16 protein-coding genes and 2 pseudogenes are annotated in these 16,109 nt (G+C 69.9%); 8 read left to right on the top strand and 10 right to left on the bottom strand.

The window, feature by feature from the left end; genetic code table 11:
• Positions 1–459: pseudogene (locus J1M64_RS20365) on the bottom strand (IS3 family transposase); the annotation flags it as partial.
• Complete coding sequence (locus J1M64_RS08485; protein WP_069389795.1) at positions 456–746, bottom strand: transposase; 291 nt, start codon at positions 744–746, stop codon at positions 456–458. The pseudogene J1M64_RS20365 and the gene J1M64_RS08485, both read right to left, overlap by 4 nt.
• 44 nt (positions 747–790) lie before the next feature.
• Here J1M64_RS08485 and J1M64_RS08480 point away from each other — a divergent pair.
• A pseudogene (locus J1M64_RS08480) lies at positions 791–1,768 on the top strand (sensor histidine kinase); the annotation flags it as partial.
• 42 nt (positions 1,769–1,810) lie between these two features.
• Here J1M64_RS08480 and J1M64_RS08475 read toward each other — a convergent pair.
• Together J1M64_RS08475 and J1M64_RS08470 are read right to left on the bottom strand one after the other, a co-directional pair.
• The gene (locus J1M64_RS08475) at positions 1,811–2,077 is read right to left on the bottom strand and encodes a hypothetical protein (RefSeq protein WP_067715495.1); all 267 of its coding nucleotides are present in this window, start codon (positions 2,075–2,077) and stop codon (positions 1,811–1,813) included.
• Positions 2,078–2,295: 218 nt separating this feature from the next.
• Entirely contained in the window at positions 2,296–2,823 is a 528-nt protein-coding gene (locus J1M64_RS08470; protein WP_067715492.1) for a hypothetical protein, read from the bottom strand.
• 172 nt (positions 2,824–2,995) lie between these two features.
• Here J1M64_RS08470 and J1M64_RS08465 point away from each other — a divergent pair, with 172 nt between their 5' ends.
• Positions 2,996–4,450, top strand: coding sequence for an MFS transporter (locus tag J1M64_RS08465; RefSeq protein ID WP_163375190.1), 1,455 nt, complete (start codon positions 2,996–2,998; stop codon positions 4,448–4,450).
• Between the two features lie 9 nt (positions 4,451–4,459).
• Here J1M64_RS08465 and J1M64_RS08460 read toward each other — a convergent pair whose 3' ends face one another.
• The 5 genes from J1M64_RS08460 to J1M64_RS08440 form a co-directional block, all read right to left on the bottom strand.
• On the bottom strand, positions 4,460–4,699 hold the full coding sequence (locus tag J1M64_RS08460; RefSeq protein ID WP_067715487.1) for a zinc-ribbon domain-containing protein: 240 nt from the start codon (positions 4,697–4,699) through the stop codon (positions 4,460–4,462).
• 50 nt (positions 4,700–4,749) lie between these two features.
• Positions 4,750–5,637: an alpha/beta fold hydrolase gene (locus J1M64_RS08455; protein ID WP_067715485.1), complete on the bottom strand. Its 888-nt coding sequence runs from the start codon at positions 5,635–5,637 to the stop codon at positions 4,750–4,752.
• Positions 5,624–6,184, bottom strand: a complete 561-nt coding sequence (locus tag J1M64_RS08450) for a polyketide cyclase (RefSeq protein ID WP_067715481.1) — start codon at positions 6,182–6,184, stop codon at positions 5,624–5,626. The genes J1M64_RS08455 and J1M64_RS08450 overlap by 14 nt, the downstream gene beginning before the upstream one ends.
• Before the next feature lie 88 nt (positions 6,185–6,272).
• Positions 6,273–8,537 (bottom strand): catalase, encoded by a 2,265-nt coding sequence (locus J1M64_RS08445; protein WP_206473876.1) that lies wholly within the window; start codon positions 8,535–8,537, stop codon positions 6,273–6,275.
• Between the two features lie 167 nt (positions 8,538–8,704).
• Positions 8,705–9,343 (bottom strand): TetR/AcrR family transcriptional regulator, encoded by a 639-nt coding sequence (locus tag J1M64_RS08440; protein WP_120286513.1) that lies wholly within the window; start codon positions 9,341–9,343, stop codon positions 8,705–8,707.
• 158 nt (positions 9,344–9,501) lie between these two features.
• On the opposite strand from J1M64_RS08440, the gene J1M64_RS08435 reads away from it, so the two are divergent.
• The 5 genes from J1M64_RS08435 to J1M64_RS08415 all read left to right on the top strand — a co-directional run bounded on the left by J1M64_RS08435 (position 9,502) and on the right by J1M64_RS08415 (position 14,669).
• Entirely contained in the window at positions 9,502–10,629 is a 1,128-nt protein-coding gene (locus J1M64_RS08435; RefSeq protein ID WP_241261318.1) for a phosphotransferase family protein, read from the top strand.
• A gap of 105 nt (positions 10,630–10,734) precedes the next feature.
• Positions 10,735–11,841 (top strand): hypothetical protein, encoded by a 1,107-nt coding sequence (locus tag J1M64_RS08430; protein ID WP_206473875.1) that lies wholly within the window; start codon positions 10,735–10,737, stop codon positions 11,839–11,841.
• 41 nt (positions 11,842–11,882) lie between these two features.
• Positions 11,883–13,151, top strand: a complete 1,269-nt coding sequence (locus J1M64_RS08425; protein ID WP_206473874.1) for an AI-2E family transporter — start codon at positions 11,883–11,885, stop codon at positions 13,149–13,151.
• The gene (locus J1M64_RS08420; RefSeq protein ID WP_185951970.1) at positions 13,138–13,641 is read left to right on the top strand and encodes a hypothetical protein; all 504 of its coding nucleotides are present in this window, start codon (positions 13,138–13,140) and stop codon (positions 13,639–13,641) included. The genes J1M64_RS08425 and J1M64_RS08420 overlap by 14 nt, the downstream gene beginning before the upstream one ends.
• 101 nt (positions 13,642–13,742) lie before the next feature.
• Positions 13,743–14,669, top strand: coding sequence for an alpha/beta fold hydrolase (locus tag J1M64_RS08415; RefSeq protein WP_206473873.1), 927 nt, complete (start codon positions 13,743–13,745; stop codon positions 14,667–14,669).
• Positions 14,670–14,778: 109 nt separating this feature from the next.
• Here the strand turns inward: J1M64_RS08415 and J1M64_RS08410 are convergent, their stop codons facing one another.
• Positions 14,779–15,261, bottom strand: a complete 483-nt coding sequence (locus tag J1M64_RS08410; RefSeq protein WP_206473872.1) for a hypothetical protein — start codon at positions 15,259–15,261, stop codon at positions 14,779–14,781.
• A 230-nt stretch (positions 15,262–15,491) separates the two neighbouring features.
• Here J1M64_RS08410 and J1M64_RS08405 point away from each other — a divergent pair, with 230 nt between their 5' ends.
• Complete coding sequence (locus J1M64_RS08405; RefSeq protein ID WP_067715466.1) at positions 15,492–16,088, top strand: hypothetical protein; 597 nt, start codon at positions 15,492–15,494, stop codon at positions 16,086–16,088.
• Positions 16,089–16,109: the final 21 nt, after the last annotated feature.

The following is a 16,109-nucleotide window of genomic DNA, read 5'->3' as shown; positions in this document are numbered from 1 at the left end:
TCGACGGTGGGGATCTCGGTCATGTCGCCGACCCACCGGGCGTTCGGCCTGTCGGCGGTGAAGTCCCGCTTGAGCAGGTCGGGGAACTTCGGGGCCGTCTTGTCCTGCCTGGTCAGACCGTTGCGGCGTCTGATGCGGCGTGCGACGAGGCCCTGGCGGCGCATCGAGTCGGCCACGGTCTTCTCGCTGACCTGCCAGCCCTCGTCACGAAGGTCGAAGTACAGGCGAGGGGATCCATGCCGGCCCTTTGCGGCGGTGAACGCCTTCGCGACCGCCTGGTCGACGACCTCGCGGCGGCGGTCACGCTCGGTGTGCAGACCGCTGGCCGCCTCCGGCCCGGTGGCCCGCTTGAGCCACTTGTAGAACCACGCCAGCGACACGCCCAGCAGGGCGCACACCAGAGTGTGTGGCACTCGGTAGTTGGTCCTGAAGGTCGGCGATGAAACGTGCCACGCTCACTTCGTCGCCTCCTTGACCCACAGGACCACGGATCGCTTGAGGACATCACGCTCCATCTTCAGCTCCGCGTTCTCTGCTCGCAGCCGCTTGAGCTCCTCGATGTCGCCCCTGGACAGGCCTTCTGTGCCCTCCCGAGCTTCCTTAGCCTGATTGACCCAATTGCCCAAGGTGCCCGCGTTGACCCCAAGGTCTCGGGCGATCTGGGCGATCGGCTTCCCGGTCTCCTCGACGATCCGGACCGCTCCCTCACGGAACTCCCGGTCGTACTTCTGGCGCTTCTCTGGCATCGCTTCCCCTTATAGCTGATCCCTCTACGGATCCGGGGGAACCTCACCTGGGCCAGGCCGGCATCGATCATAATTCGGCGGAGGCAGCCCACGTCGAGGAAGCATTCACGGCGTCCATCATCGTGGCGTGGGGGTTGGCGGTGACCATCGCAGTGTTACTGGCGCTGCTGGTGAGTTGGTATCTCACCCGGAGAGTTCAACACTCCGTCACCGCCGTGACCTCCTCGACTGCCGAGATCGCCAGTGGACGCTACGACACGCGGGTCGTTAGCCCAGGCCTGGGCCGCGAGTTCGACGATCTCGCCGACAGTGTCAACGAACTCGCCCGACGGCTCGACGCCACCGAGACCACCAGACGCAGAATGCTGGCCGACCTCGGACACGAAATGCGCACACCCCTTGCCACACTCGACTCCTACCTCGAAGCCATCGACGACGGCATCCACACCTTCGACGACGACGTCCGAACCATTCTGTGGTCGGCTACTCGGCGGCTGGAGAGACTCGCCGCGGACATCGTCGACGTCTCCCGCGCGGAAGAACACCTCACCCGCCTTCGCCCCAGTCCGACCACTACTCGGACGCTGGTCACCCGTGCGGTCGACGCCGTCCGAGAACGATACGAGAACAAGGGAGTCCAGCTACACACCCACGTCGACGACGCACCGGTGACGGTGGACACCGACCGCATCGGACAAGTGCTGGGCAATCTCCTGGACAACGCACTTCGCCACACCCCCGCCGGCGGCACCGTCACCGTCATCAGCGGGCAGGTAGGGCGCCGCCACGTCGAGATCACCGTGTCGGACTCCGGCGAAGGAATCGCCCCACACCACCTCGACCACCTCTTTGACCGCTTCTACCGAGCCGACACCTCACGCGGCCGCCACAGCGGCGGCAGCGGTATCGGCCTGACCATCACTCGCGCACTCGTCGAAGCCCACGGAGGGCACATTCGAGCGCACAGCGACGGGTCCGGCCAAGGTGCGAGCTTTACTGTCGAAATTCCAAAGCAGGACTAAAGACGACTCAGGTGGCCGCCGGGCCGAGGGGGTCAGGGGCGGTCATGCCAGTACGCCTGAGAATCCGTCGGTGGCGTCGAGGTAGCCGACATCGCGCAAGGCCGCCTCGAGAACCCGGACATACGGAAGATGCAGTTCGGTAGCCATGCCATCGAGAGTCGCTCGGGCCGGCAGGCCGCGCAGACCGCGGGTGCGCCACAAGTACAGATTCTGGCGGGTGATCCCGATTCGGCGGGCCAGCTCGGCCTCACTGACGCCGTAGGTGTGCTTGTGAGCATCAATGAGCTCGACCAGGCGAGAGGTCTCCATAGTCCCGAGTATTCGCCTGCGCTGAGTATGTCGTCAAGTAGTAGTGGACGCTCCCAACAAGTACTACTTTACATAACGATAATTAGCGGCACTTCTAATTCCGCTGGTGAGAGCACATCCGGGGATGCTCACGTCCCCTACTGGAACCGGTTTGGCAACCGACACGATGCTGGCCCGGAGCGGCTGCCCGGTCCGGGTGCTGCGCGCCCCCGGCGTCGTCAGCCGTCGTAGGCGACCGTCTCCACGACGATCGGCCCGGCGACGGCCCCGCCGGTGGTGGTGAGTCGGTATTCGACCCGGCCCGGGCCGGTGGAGATCTGCGCCTCGTAGGGGTGGGAGATCGGATCGGGGATGCCCGTCGAGATCCGCGGGAACGGGACCTGCGCGATCTTCTCCCCGGTGGCCCCGGTGTCGAGGTTGCGCCACGAGAGGGTGGCGGTGAGGTTGCACGGACCCACCCCGGCGATGGCGAAGGCCCAGGCGACGGACGCCGTGTCCGGGTACCCGTCGCCGTCGAGCGTGGTGGAGATCGCGCCCGCGCACAGCCCCGTGGGTGAGCCGCCCACGGCGATCACGCGGTCGGGAGCGGGGAACAGTCGCGGGATGGCCTCGGAGGAGTCCTGGGCGTTCGCGGTGGCCGGGGCCGTGACGGCGGCGGTCAGTGCGACGGCCGTGGCGGCGAGGAACGCCCCCACGGAGACGGTGGGCCGGCGGGTGATCCGCCGGGTCGAGCCGGTGGTGTCCACCCGCTCATCGTCGCACTGCGGACAGCGGCAGACAATAGTGGGCGAGGATTCCGCCACGTCGGACCGCCATGTCGAACACGGTGGCCGTGCCCGGAACGAGAACCCGTTCGACACCTGTCTGTAATGTCCGACGAGAGGCTCCGGAAGCGAGCCTCGGTCGGAAGGATACGGGATGATGGCACGAACGCGCGGTGGGGACGCCGACACCGTCCGGTCGGACGAGAACGGTCTCATCGCGGTCCTCGCCTTCGGCGGCATCGTCATGTCTCTCAGTCAGACGCTGGTCATCCCGCTGCTGGGCATGCTGCCGGCGATTCTCAACACCTCCGCGGTCAACGCCTCCTGGGTCGTCACCATCACGCTGCTCGCCGGAGCGGTGGCCGGTCCGCTCATGGGACGACTGGGAGACCTCTATCCGAAGAAGTACGTGCTCATCGGTTGCACGGCGGTCATGGTCGTCGGCTCGGTGCTGTGCGCACTGGCCACCTCACTGTGGCCGATGCTCATCGGGCGCGCCCTGCAGGGCGTGGGAATCGGTGTGATCCCCATCGGCATCGCCACGATGCGCGAGATCCTCCCGGCGCGTCGACTCGCACCGGCGATCAGTCTGATGAGTTCCTCGCTCGGAGTGGGAGGGGCGCTCGGGCTCCCGGCGGCGGCCGCCCTGGCGCAATACGGTTCGTGGCAGTGGATGTTCTGGGGGTCCGGGGCCCTGGGCGTGGCGATCATCGTGATGATGATGGTGCGTCTCCGGACGCTGCCGGCCGCCAAACCGGACGGCACGCTCGACGTCATCGGCGCAGTGGGGCTCGCGATCGCCCTCATCTCGCTGCTGCTCGCGGTGTCCAAGGGCGCCGACTGGGGCTGGAGCTCCCCGTTGACCCTCGGCTTGCTGGCGCTCACCGCGGTCTCGCTGCCCGGATGGGCACTGTGGGTCCTCCGGCACCCGTCACCGATCGTGGACCTGCGGGTTGCCGCCCGTCGCCCCGTCCTGATGACCAACATCGCCTCGGTGACCATCGGCATGGGCCTCTATGCGCAGCTGCTGATCATGCCCCAGATTCTCCAGCTCCCGGTCGAGACCGGACACGGGTTGGGCCAGTCGATGGTGGCCATGGGGTTGTGGAGCGCGCCCGGCGGACTGGCGATGATGGCGGTCTCCCCACTCAGCGGGCGACTCATCGGCACCCGCGGCCCCAAGACCACGCTCATCCTGGGAGCGCTGGTGGTCGCGGTCGGCTATGCGTCCGGGTTGTTCCTCATGGGATCGACCTGGGGTGTGATGACCGTCGGCATCGTGGTGAGCGGCGGTGTGGGGCTGGCCTACGGTGCGATGCCCGCGCTGATCATGGCCTCGGTCCCCACCTCCGAGATGGGCTCGGCCAACAGCGTCAACACGCTCATGCGCTCCATCGGCACCACGACCTCTGCCGCGGTGCTCGGCGTGCTGCTCACCCAGATGTCCATGGACTTCGAGGGGCTGTTTGTCCCCACCGAGACCGGATTCCGGGTCGGTCTGATGTTCGGCTGCGGCGCGACCCTCCTTGCCGCGGCGGTCGCCGCCACGATCCCGCCACCGTGGGAGGACAAGGCCACGGCCCCAGCGGTGCCGGCGCGGGAGAGCTGAGCGGCCGGATCAGTACGCGCCGGACAGGATCCCGTCGACCCGCGACCGGTCGATCTTGGTGGTGATGCCGCACGCCGTGCACGTGGCCGTGTACGACGACCCCAGCGGGATGATGGGGATGAAGAACAGGGAGAACGCTCGCTTCCGACGGTCGACCCGCTGTGCGGCGACGTTGCCGCAGTTCGGGCACGTGGCCCGGGCCAGCCCGAGGTTCCGGGACGAGTTCTTGAAACCGAAGATGAAGAACATCGGCCCAGCGTGACACCGCACCGGGCCGCGCGCACCCGGTGCGGTGGAGTTCAGGCCCCGGGACCCGAGCCGTCCGCGGTCGACCGGGCGCGGGCGACGATTGCATCGGCCAGCTCTGCCGGCCGCTCGTCGGGGATCCAGTGACTGACCCCGCTCATCTCGACGAACCGGTAGTCGGCGTCCACGTGGTGGCGGGTCCGCTCGGCGCCCCCGCGGCCCAGGGCCGGGTCGCGGTCACTCCACACGAACGTGGTGGGCACACGGATCGGCGCGGTCGAGCGGGACGGTGAGGCGAAGGGCAGGGCCCGGTACCAGCCGAGTCCCCCGGGGATCGCGCCGGCGGCGACCATCTCGCGCCGGTAGCGCTCGATCATCTCGGGCGTCATCCCCATCCCGGCCAGGGCCTTCTCGGGCAGCGGGCCGGCCGAGGTGAGCAGTCGCTCCGGCAGGAACGGCAGCTGGAAGAGCCCGATGTACCAGGATCGCAGTAGCTGGTCGGAGGCGACCATGGCCTTGAGGAAGGCGGCGGGGTGGGGGACCGACACGGCGGTGAGGCTGCGGATGCGGTCCGGGTGCGCTCCGGCGACACCCCACGCGACTGCGGCGCCCCAGTCGTGACCCACCACGTGGGCGTCGGGCAGGCAGGCGGCGTCGAGCAGGGCGAGGACGTCCCCCACCAGTTCCGACAGCCGGTACGCGCGTCGACCACGGGGGCGGGCGGACTCGCAGTACCCGCGCTGGTCCAGCGCCAGGGTGCGGTACCCGGCCGCGTGCAGGAGCGGAGACACGAGGTCCCAGCTGGAGGTGCGTTGCGGGAACCCGTGGAGCAGGACGATCGCCTCGCCGTCGGCGGGCCCGGAGTCCACCGCGCGCAGCTCCATGCCGTCGCGGGAGAACCACAGGTCCGGCCGGTGGGCATTCGGATCAGCCGCGGACATATCCCCTCCTGACCGCCCGGTCGAGGATTCCGAGCGTCGCCTTGAGCGCCGATGCGTCCAGCACCGGCAGTACTCCCGAGTCGCGCCACTTCGGGTGCGCGTCGGACCAGTCGTAATAGCTGACGACCTCGGTACGCGCCCCCTCGGCGCCGTCGCCATCGCCGTTATCGCCCTCGCCCAGCGGGATCAGGTGGTAGCCGTAGGTATGCCCGATCGGCGGGGTGATGGCCCCGTCGATGGTCCAGGCGATCTCGGCGTCCGGCTCGAACCGGGTGATGATCACCGTGACGTCGTACTCGCCCATGTCGTAGTCACCGAGGGACTCGCGGTCCATGTGGACGACGAACCGGTCGCCCTCGGCGGTGACCACCGATCCTTCGGCCGCCTGGAGCATCCCCGAGGAGTCGATCGCCACGTGGCCGTCGGGATCGCACAGTACGGCGAACACGCGGTCTGCCGGAGCCGTGATCACCCGCCGTGCCTCGAGGCGGAGGCCGGCAGGACTCTCGCAATCGGCGGCCTCACGGGGGTCGGGGTGGGGGCTCATGGCCGAGACGCTACCCGCGCACGCCGTGGGTCGGGGACCTCTCGCGATCCCCGACCCACGGTGTCCGTCTACTGCTCCGTGCCCTGTGTCAGATGCGGGCCGGGTCGGGCCGCTCCCACGCCCGGTGGGTGGCCAGCAGCGGCTTGAGCGCGGGCAGCACGCCGGCCGCCGCGTCCACGGCGACCACGCCCGGCGTGTCCGAGGTCAGTCCGAAGTCGACGTACCGGTCGATGGGCGCCAGGGTGGCGATGGCCTTCTTGTGCCGGTACATCTCGCTGATGAGCACGTCGGTCCGCGGGTGGGCGGGGAGGTCGACGACGACGAGGGCATCGAACTCGATGGACCGCTGCGTCTGATAGGTCCGCGAGATCGCGACCGTCGCGTCGGGCTCGCCCTCGCCCAGCCGGCCGCCGACCGGGCCGATCACGAGCGGGACCATGTCGTCGTCGAACACGGCCTGCTCGAGTTCCTTGACCGCGACGACGTCGGAGTTCTCCGTGACGAGGATGCCGATCTGGCGCCCGTCGGACGGCCACTCCTTGCCGATCTGGGACAGGGCCGGGCTGGTGACGACCTCGGCCACGGGCACCTTCGCGGGAGCAGGCAGCCCCAGCCCCGACGCGACGGTGACGGCCAGGTCATGGTCGATGTGCGCGAGCTGCTCGACCTGCCGGATCTTGATGGCCTCCTCGTAGCACTTGCCCAGCTCGAAGGTGTACGCCTCGGCGACGTGCGCCTTCTCCACCTCGGTGAGGCTGGTGTAGAACAGCGTCGCCTGCGAGTAGTGATCGTCGAACGTCGCCGGGGCGTCGCGGACGACCTGCGCGTCGGCGATCTGCTGCGCCACCTCCACCAGCGCACCGTCGGTGGTGCCCGCCATGAACGGGCACCCACCGTCGAGGCTGTTGGGCTGGTACGGCGCCACGCCCACGTGGTCGGCGGACTGGTGGAAGCCGTCGCGGAGCATGTCGTTGACAGGGGCGTGGGGGCGGTTGATGGGGATCTGGCCGAAGTTCGGCCCGCCCAGACGCGTGAGCTGGGTGTCCAGGTACGAGAACAGTCGGCCCTGCAGGAGCGGGTCGTTGGTGACGTCGATGCCCGGCACGAGGTGGCCCGGGTGGAACGCGACCTGCTCGGTCTCCGCGAAGAAGTTCTTGACGTTCGCGTTGAGCGTCATCGTGCCGATGACCTGCACCGGCGCGAGCTCCTCGGGGACGATCTTGGTCGGGTCGAGCAGGTCGATGCCGTGGAACATCTCGCTGACACCGTTCTCGTCGACCGTGTCCGGGAAGACCTGGATGCCCAGGTCCCACTTCGGGAACGCGCCGGACTCGATCGCGTCGGCCAGGTCGCGGCGGTGGAAGTCCGGGTCCATGCCGGCGGTGATCTGGGCTTCCTCCCACACCTGCGAGTGGACGCCGAGGTGGGGCTTCCAGTGGAACTTCACCAGGCTGGTCTCGCCGGCGTCGTTGATCATCCGGAACGTGTGGACACCGAAGCCCTCCATCATCCGGAACGAGCGCGGGATGCCGCGGTCCGACATGTTCCACATGGTGTGGGCCTGCGCCTCGGTGTGCAGGGAGACGAAGTCCCAGAAGGTGTCGTGCGCGCTCTGGGCCTGCGGGATCTCGCGATCCGGGTGCGGCTTGGCGGCGTGGACGACGTCGGGGAACTTGATCGCGTCCTGGATGAAGAACACCGGGATGTTGTTACCGACCAGGTCCCAGGTGCCCTCGTCGGTGTAGAACTTGGTCGCGAATCCGCGGGTGTCGCGGACGGTGTCGGCGGATCCGCGGTTGCCGAGCACGGTGGAGAAGCGGACGAAGACCTCGGTCTCCTTGCCCTCGGCAAAGACGCCGGCCTTGCAGACGCTCGCTGCGGCGCCGTTGGCCACGAACGTCCCGTGTGCACCGGCCCCACGGGCGTGGACCGCGCGCTCCGGGATGCGTTCGTGGTCGAAGTGCATGATCTTCTCGCGCAGGTGGTGGTCCTGGAGCAGGACCGGGCCGCGACGACCGGCCTTGAGCGAGTGATCGGTGTCGGACAGGCGCCCGCCCTGGGCGGTGGTGAGGAACTGGCCCTGCTGACGCATGACCTCCTCGCGGGCGGTGACAGAGCCGGGCGGCTCCGCGCCGGTCGGGCCGTACGGGGTCGCGCCCTTCTGGTCGGCCTTCGGCGGCAGCGGGCTGGTCGGCTCGGTGGGCTCCGCGACGGTCGGCGGTCGCGACCCCGGGGTGCCGGGGACGACGTCGGCGCTGCCGGCCAGGTCGTCGGCGAACTGTTCGGCCTTGTCGACGAGCTTCTCGGCCGCGGATCGGGCGGCGGACTTGGAGTCGGACTTCTTGTCGGGCATCGGCACTCCTTCGGGATGAGAATCGTTCTGGGTGCACTGGCTTTTCCAGCCGTGCAGGCGATTCTGCTCCACTGGCGAAGGTCTGCAACCTGTCGCGCGACCACCCGGACCGACGTGAACTTCGCGCCTCCGGGGCCGTAGACCGTGGTGAATCGATGACCGTCCGGTCAGCCCTTCCCCGGGGCGAGGGCGCCGGTCAGGAAGTGCGACGCCCGGGCACTGTTGAGCGTGATGTCGTAGTCCGGCGACTCACGCCAGTAGCGGATCACCGAGATGTAGGTGGAGCCGACCATCTGGGCGAGGAAGCGCAGCGGCAGGTCCTCGCGCACCTCCCCGGCGGCCACTCCCGGGGTCAACAGTCGCACCAGGGTGGACGTCAGCTTCTCGGTGCGGGCGGCGCTGACGGCGGGGACGGCGAGTTCGCGCTCGAGCTCGCCGGTCAGCGACGCGAAGTAGACCGGCGCGGTGGCGGCGGTGGCGGCGACGTCCGCGAACAACCGATCGAGCCGACCCGCGGTGGTCAGCGGCTCGGACAGCAGGTCGTCGACCAGCAGTCCGAGAGTGGCCACGTGGGCGTCGTGGAGGGCGATGACGATGCCGTGCTTGTTCTGGAAGTAGTTGAAGAACGTCGCGCGGGAGACGCCGGCCGCCTCGGCGATCTCCTCCGCCGTGGTCTCGGCGACCCCGCGTTCGGCGAAGAGCTGACGGGCGGCCTGCAGCAGGCTCGTGCGGACCGCGTGCTTGTTGTGCGCGCGCCGGGAGGAGTCGGGCGGCGGTTCGGTGTCGATCGGCGGCCACGTCTGCATCTGTCGTCTCGTCCCCTCATCAGCGGCCCGGCGGCTCGCAGTGCGTCCGGGTCCACGATATCGGTCGGTGGAAAACCTAGACGCAAGTCTACGTTCGTGGTGTGATCTAGCTCACTGCCTGGATGAAGGGCGTGTCACCGGAAGAAGGAACGACGGACATGAGCCAGGACGTGACGGCGGACGACGTCAAGACCGACATCATCACCTCGACCACCGACCTCGACGAGGTCCGGGCCCGACTGGAGACGTGGCTGGCCGAGCGGGTGGGCAGCACGGGACCGGTCCGCCTGACGTCGATCCGGCGCCCCGAGAGCTCGGGCATGTCGAGCATCTCCGTCCTGCTCGACGCCGAGTGGACCGCGGACGGGCGCGACGAGCGCGCGGAGGTGGTGGCCCGACTCGCGCCGGAGGCCTCCTCGTTCCCGGTGTTCCCCGACTACGACCTGGCCGGGCAGGCTGCCGTGATGCGCGCCGTCCGCGAGCGGGCCGACCTGCCGGTGCCCGACGTCCGCTGGGTCGAGGACTCGCCCGAGATCCTGGGCGTGCCCTTCCTGGTGATGGACCGTGTCTCCGGCCGGGTCCCCGTCGACAACCCGCCGTACGTGTTCGGCGGCTGGGTGGTGGAGGAGCTGGACGAGACCGGGCGGGCGCGGGTGCGCGACGTGAGCGTGGAGGTGCTGGCCCGGGTTCACGGCATCCCGGACCCACGGACCGCGCTCGGGGACGCCGCGCCGGCCGCCGGCGTCGACAGTCTCCGGGCCCACGTGGAGAACGAGCGCGCCTACTACGAGTGGACCCGCCGGGAGGACGGTCTCCGGATCCCGGTCCTGGAGCGGGCGTTCGACTGGATCGAGGAGAACTGGCCCACCGAGCTGTCGCCGGACGTGCTCTGCTGGGGCGACGCGAGGATCGGCAACATCATGTTCGACGGGGTCGAACCCGCCGCCGTGCTCGACTGGGAGTCGGCCACCCTCGCCCCGCCGGAGCTCGACCTGGGCTGGTTCCTGTTCTTCCACGACATGTTCCAGGAGATCGCCGAGCAGTGGGACTTCCCCGGCCTGCCCGACCTGTTCCCCCACGGCGCCGTGGTCGCCCGATACGAGGAGCTCACCGGGTCACCGGTTCGCGAGCTGGAGTTCTTCCGCACCTACGCCGCCCTGCGCCACGGCATCGTGATGTCGCAGATCGAGCGCCGCCGCGTCCACTTCGGCGAGGTCGAGGCGCACGAGAACCCGGACGAGTACGTCCTGCACCACGCCATGCTCGCGCGGATGATCGCCGACTGACACCCGGTACGAACCGCCCCACTCGACCGTCGTGCAGCACCGCCCCCTGCACCGACCCGCACCACCGCCCCGCACCACCGCCCCAGAGCACTCCCAGGAGAGTCCATGACGATCAAGCCCGCGCCCCTCGACGAGTACCCGGTCCACCAGTCCCCGCTCTCGATGGCGCAGGTCGCCACGAGTGACCGCAACTTCTACGGCCGTTACTACTTCAACGCCCACGACCGGACCGGGGACGTCTACCTCGTCACCGGACTGGGGGTGTACCCCAATCTCGGCGTGATCGACGCCTTCGCCACCGTCCGACAGGGCGACCGGCAACGCTCGGTCCGCTTCTCCGACGCCAGCGACGAGCGGTCCCTCGACTCGGTCGTGGGCGGGTACCGGGTCGAGGTGATCGAGCCGCTGCGGACCGTCCGCCTGCTCTGCGAGCACGAGGACCTCTCGTTCGACCTCACCTGGCACGGCTCGTTCGAGGCGGTCCTCGAGGAGCGGCACATGCTGCTCGACGGGCCCCGGCCGATCCTCGATGCGACACGCTTCGCCCAGGTGGGCAGCTGGTTCGGCACGCTCACCGCCGAGGGCACCGACTTCACCGTGGATCCCGACGTGTGGATGGGCAGCCGCGACCGCTCCTGGGGCATTCGTCCCAGCGGCGACCCGGAGCCCAAGGGTCGCTCGGCCGACGAGCCGCGTGAGGGCCACTGGTGGACGTACGTCCCGCTGCGGTTCGACGACTACGCGCTGATGATCATCATGCAGGAGAGCCCGGACGGTCACCGCACCCTGAGCCACGCCACCCGCACGTGGAAGGACGGCCGGGTCGAGCAGCTGGGCTGGCCGCGCGTGGAGATCGACTACCGCAGCGGTACCCGGCACCCCGAGACCGCGCGGATCCACCTCACCACGCCCACCGGCGAACCGGTGGTGGTGGGGGTGGAGACCCTCGGCTACATCCCACTGAGCATGGGATCCGGATACGTGGGCGACCCGGACTGGCAGCACGGCCAGTGGAAGGGGCGCGGCTGGAGCCTGTCCACGGCCTACGACCTCGCGGATCCCGACGTGCAGGCGTTCATGCCGTACCAGACCATCGATCACATCGCCCGGGCCACGTGTGACGGCGCGGAGGGCTGGGGCATGTTCGAACACGGCGTGCTGGGCCGCCACGATCCGAGTGGCTTCGTGGGCTGGACCGACCTCGCCCCGTGATGTGACCTGAGAAGTCTTGAAAAGGCTTTAACATCGAGGTCATGACCCAGGGCTCGCCGACCGCCGCTCCCTTCGACCGTGCGCACCTGCCGTACCCGGTCGTGCTGGCGGCGGGCTGGTCGGCGTGCCTGCTGCTCATCGCGGGCGGCGGGTGGCTCGTCGGGCAGGCGGTCGGTCGGCTGTCGGTGATCATCGCGCCCCTGGCGATCGCGGTCCTGCTCGCGGCCATGCTCCGCCCGATGGTGGACCGCATCCCGGAGCGGGTCCCTCGGGCGGCCGCGGCCCTCGTCGTCGTCGTCGGGGTCCTCGCGGTCATCCTCGCCGCGCTCGCGGCGGTCACCACCCAGCTCGCGACCGGCGTACCCCGGATGCGCGACCAGATCTCGTCGGGCACCGACGCCGCCCTGCGGTGGCTCGAGGACGGCCCGCTGCACCTCACCGCGGACCGACTGCAGGAGGCCGTCGCCCAGGCCCGCACCTGGATCGAGTCGAACTCCGAGGCGGTCGCGGCCGGCGCGGTCCAGTTCGGACACACGGCCGTGGACGCCGTGGCGGGCGTGCTCATCTGCCTGGTGTCGCTGTTCTTCTTCCTCTACCACGGCGAGAAACTCTGGGAGTTCTTCGTCCGGTGGCTGCCGCGGGCGAGCCGCGAGCACGTCGACACCGCGTTCCGCCGTGGCTGGGGCAGCCTCGGCGCCTACACCCGCACGCAGCTCACCGTGGCCGCGATCAACGCCGCCGGGGTCGGTCTGGGCGCGCTGCTGCTGCGCGTGCCGTTCGTGATCCCCATCGTCGTGGTGGTGTTCCTCGCGTCGTTCGTGCCCATCGTCGGCACCCTCGTCGCCGGGGTGATCCCCACGGTCCTGGCGCTGGTCGAGCGGGGGCCGGCGATCGCGGTCGCGATGCTGGCGATCGTCGTGGTCGTCCACCAGGTCGAGTCGCACGTGCTCCAGCCACTGCTGATGGGCCACGCCGTGGCGCTGCACCCGCTGGCGGTGATCCTCGTGGTCACGGCCGGGACGTACCTGTTCGGTGTCGTGGGCGCGCTGTTCGCGGTGCCGGTCACGGCGATGGCCAACACCGTCGTGCGCCACCTCGCGGCCCGGGGCGGCGGCGCGGATGGGGGCGGTGCGGACGGCGACGTCGAGAACCTCGGGCCGGGCCTGGTGCCCGGGCGCGACGAGGTGTCCGGGCCCGACAGCGCTGCTCACCCCACCGGCGACGACGACGAGGTGCGCCTCCACGACCACGACGGCGAGACCGTTCCCGCCGAACCGGCCGCGAGGACCGGCGGCCATGCGCCGCGGTGACGGGCGGGCCGCTGCTCGGACCCCCGGCGTGGTGGTCGTGCGCTCGAGCGTCGTGCCCGCGCCCCGGGACCAGGTGTGGGCGCGGGTCGTCACCGCCGACGGCGTCGCGGACGAGTTCGGCCCGCTGCTGACGATGCGGTTCCCCAGGTCGCTGCGGGGGGCGACGATCGCTGACCTCCCGCTCGGTCGCCCGGCGGGGCGGGCGTGGATCCTGCTGGCGGGGATCGTCCCGGTCGAGTTCGACGACCTGGTGATCACCGGGATGGAGGCGCCGCGCTACTTCCAGGAACGCTCGAGCCTGGGGTCGTGCCGCGTGTGGGAGCACCGCCGGGAGCTCGACGACCTGCCCGACGGCTCTACCCGGGTGACCGACACCCTGCGGGCCGAACCCCGGACGGTGCTGCCGGGACCGGTGGTGCGGATGGTGGTCGGTGCGCTGTTCCGGCATCGTCACCGGCGGCTGATCCGGAAGTTCTCGGCCCAGATGTGACACGGGGAACTGCGTGAACGTCCCCGCGGGGCGCACAATGACGGTAGGTGCTCCCTGCGACGAGATACGGCGCGGGAGGCCGTCCCCGAGGGGGAATCACTATGCAGACCGCGACACTTCACGGACGAGAGCTGGCCTACCGCGAGGCGGGTGCCGGCGAGGGCAAGCCGACGATCCTGCTCATCCACGGCATGGCCGGTAGCTCGACCACCTGGCGCGAACTCATCCCGCGCCTGGACGCCCACTTCCACGTCATCGCCCCGGACCTGCCCGGTCACGGGGAGAGTTCACTCGACTTCGACGACTACTCGCTCGGCGCGATGGCCTCCGCCCTGCGCGACCTGTTGGTGGTCAAGGGCATCAAGCGATGCACGGTCATCGGGCAATCGCTCGGCGGCGGCGTCGCCATGCAGTTCGTCTACCAGTACCCCGAGTACTGCGAGCGGATCGTCCTGATCGGCAGCGGCGGCCTGGGCAAGGAGGTCAACTGGATCCTCCGGGCGCTGGCCGTCCCCGGCGCCGAACTCCTGCTGACGATCGGCGCGGCCCCGGTCTTCGTGAACGCCGGGAACTCGGTGGGGCGCTTCTTCTCCGGCCTGGGCATCCGGGCCGACGCGATCACCGAGTCCTGGATGTCGTACGACTCACTCAGTAGGCCCGGTCACCGCAGGACGTTCTTCAAGACGCTGCGCGCGGTCGTGGACAACAAGGGGCAGGCGGTGTCGGCGGCCAACCGGCTGCACCTGGCCGGGCAATTGCCGTTCCAGTTGATCTGGGGCGACCGCGACCCGATCATCCCCATGTCCCACGGGCACGCCACCCACGAGGCGATCCCCGGTAGTCGCCTGGCGATCGTCGAGCGGACCGGCCACTACCCGCATGTCGAGGACCCGGCGGCCGTCGAGCGGATCATCGTGGAGTTCATGACCGAGACGCAGCCGGGGCACATCGACCCCGAGACGCTGGGAGACCTCGTGGCGGCGGGGGCCCATCTGCCGGAGCCCCAGCCGCCGGAGCCCCGCAGCTGACGGCCCGGGCGGGCAGACAGGACTCGGCCCCGGCTCCGTCGAGGGGGCCGGGGCCGAGTCGGATGACCACGCGGTCAGCGGCTGGTCGCCGCCGCCGCGCGAGTCGCTATCAGGAGCCGAACGCGGGCAGCTCGGTGTCGTCGGCGGGCGCGTCGCCCTCGGCGTCACCGCCGGCCAGCGAGCCGAGGAGCTCGGCCGAGCCGGCGTCCGCGGTCTCGTCGTCATCGCCCGGGATCTCGGCGTCGATGCCGCGGAGGATGTCGATGGCGCCGGAGATGTCGCCGGAGAACGCGGCCGCGACGGCGGCGGTGGCGTTGGCCTCGCACGCCTCGCCGCTCAGGCCGGGCACCACGCCCTCGGCGGAGCCGAGGAAGTCGTAGGCGGAGATGGTGCCGCACAGCTGCGCGGCGATGTCGGAGACCTCGGCGGGGGTCTCGACCTCGTCGAGCTCGCCCCCGGTCGTGTCGTCGGTCTCCGTCTGGGTGGCGTCGGCGCCCTGCGTCGGGTCGGTGGCCTCCTCGGCGGCGGCGAGGCCAGCACCGGCGAAGGACAGGGCGGCAGCGGAACCGATCACGGCGATGGTCTTCTTCATGGGGGTCACACCTTTCCATCGGGATCCGGGGGATCTCCCCGGCGATACGGCGGTAACCGTAACGGCCACCCCCACGGACTGGCTGTGATCCGCATCACAGTACGGTCGGCGCGGGCGGGTGGTCTGCCCACTTACGCAGCGGGAACGACGCTCCCACGAATTCTTCTTCATACACCCATCAGCCCCGGTTCGCGTTTGCCGGACCGGGCGAAGTCGGGGAGTCTTAGCGCATGAGTGGAACCGCCGAGATCTATGACGCCGTCCTCGACCCGGGCAAGCTGGACCTGCTCCGGGCCTGGGTCCGCCACCAGGAGTGGTTCGACGGCGACCCGGATGGCCTCGAGCAGGTGACCGCCTACCGGTTCGTCGATCCCGCCGGCGAGGTCGGGATGGAGTCGTTCCTCCTCACCGACGGTGCCCGCACCTTCCACGTGCCCGTGACCTACCGCGGGTCCGAGCTCGACGACTCCGGTGACGCGCTGGTCGGCGAGATGGAGCACTCGGTGCTCGGCCGTCGCTGGGTCTATGACGCATCGGCGGATCCGGTCTACGTCGCGGAGGTCCGCCGGGTGATCAGCCACCGCGACGCCGCGGCCGATCATCTGCAGGTCGAGGACGGCACGATCACGCCGTCGCCGGTCAACATCCGCGGCGGTGGCGACGGGATCCGCCAGGGCTCCGACTCGGTTCTGCACGTCATCCGGATCGTGTCCGAGGAGAACGACGCGGAGGCCGACCGCCCGCTCATCGGCTCGCCGGGCACGCTCAGCGCGACCTGGCAGGACGCGGACGGTTCTCACACCGCGGTCCTCGCCGTCGTCTCCTAGGGGCTTCGGCCCCGCCCCGCC

Origin of the sequence: Dietzia sp. KRD202, from assembly GCF_017168155.1 — a bacterium.
Taxonomy (GTDB): Bacteria; Actinomycetota; Actinomycetes; order Mycobacteriales; family Mycobacteriaceae; genus Dietzia; species Dietzia kunjamensis.
Note: the sequence above shows the minus strand (reverse complement) of the source record. Positions and strands in the feature narration are given on the sequence as shown.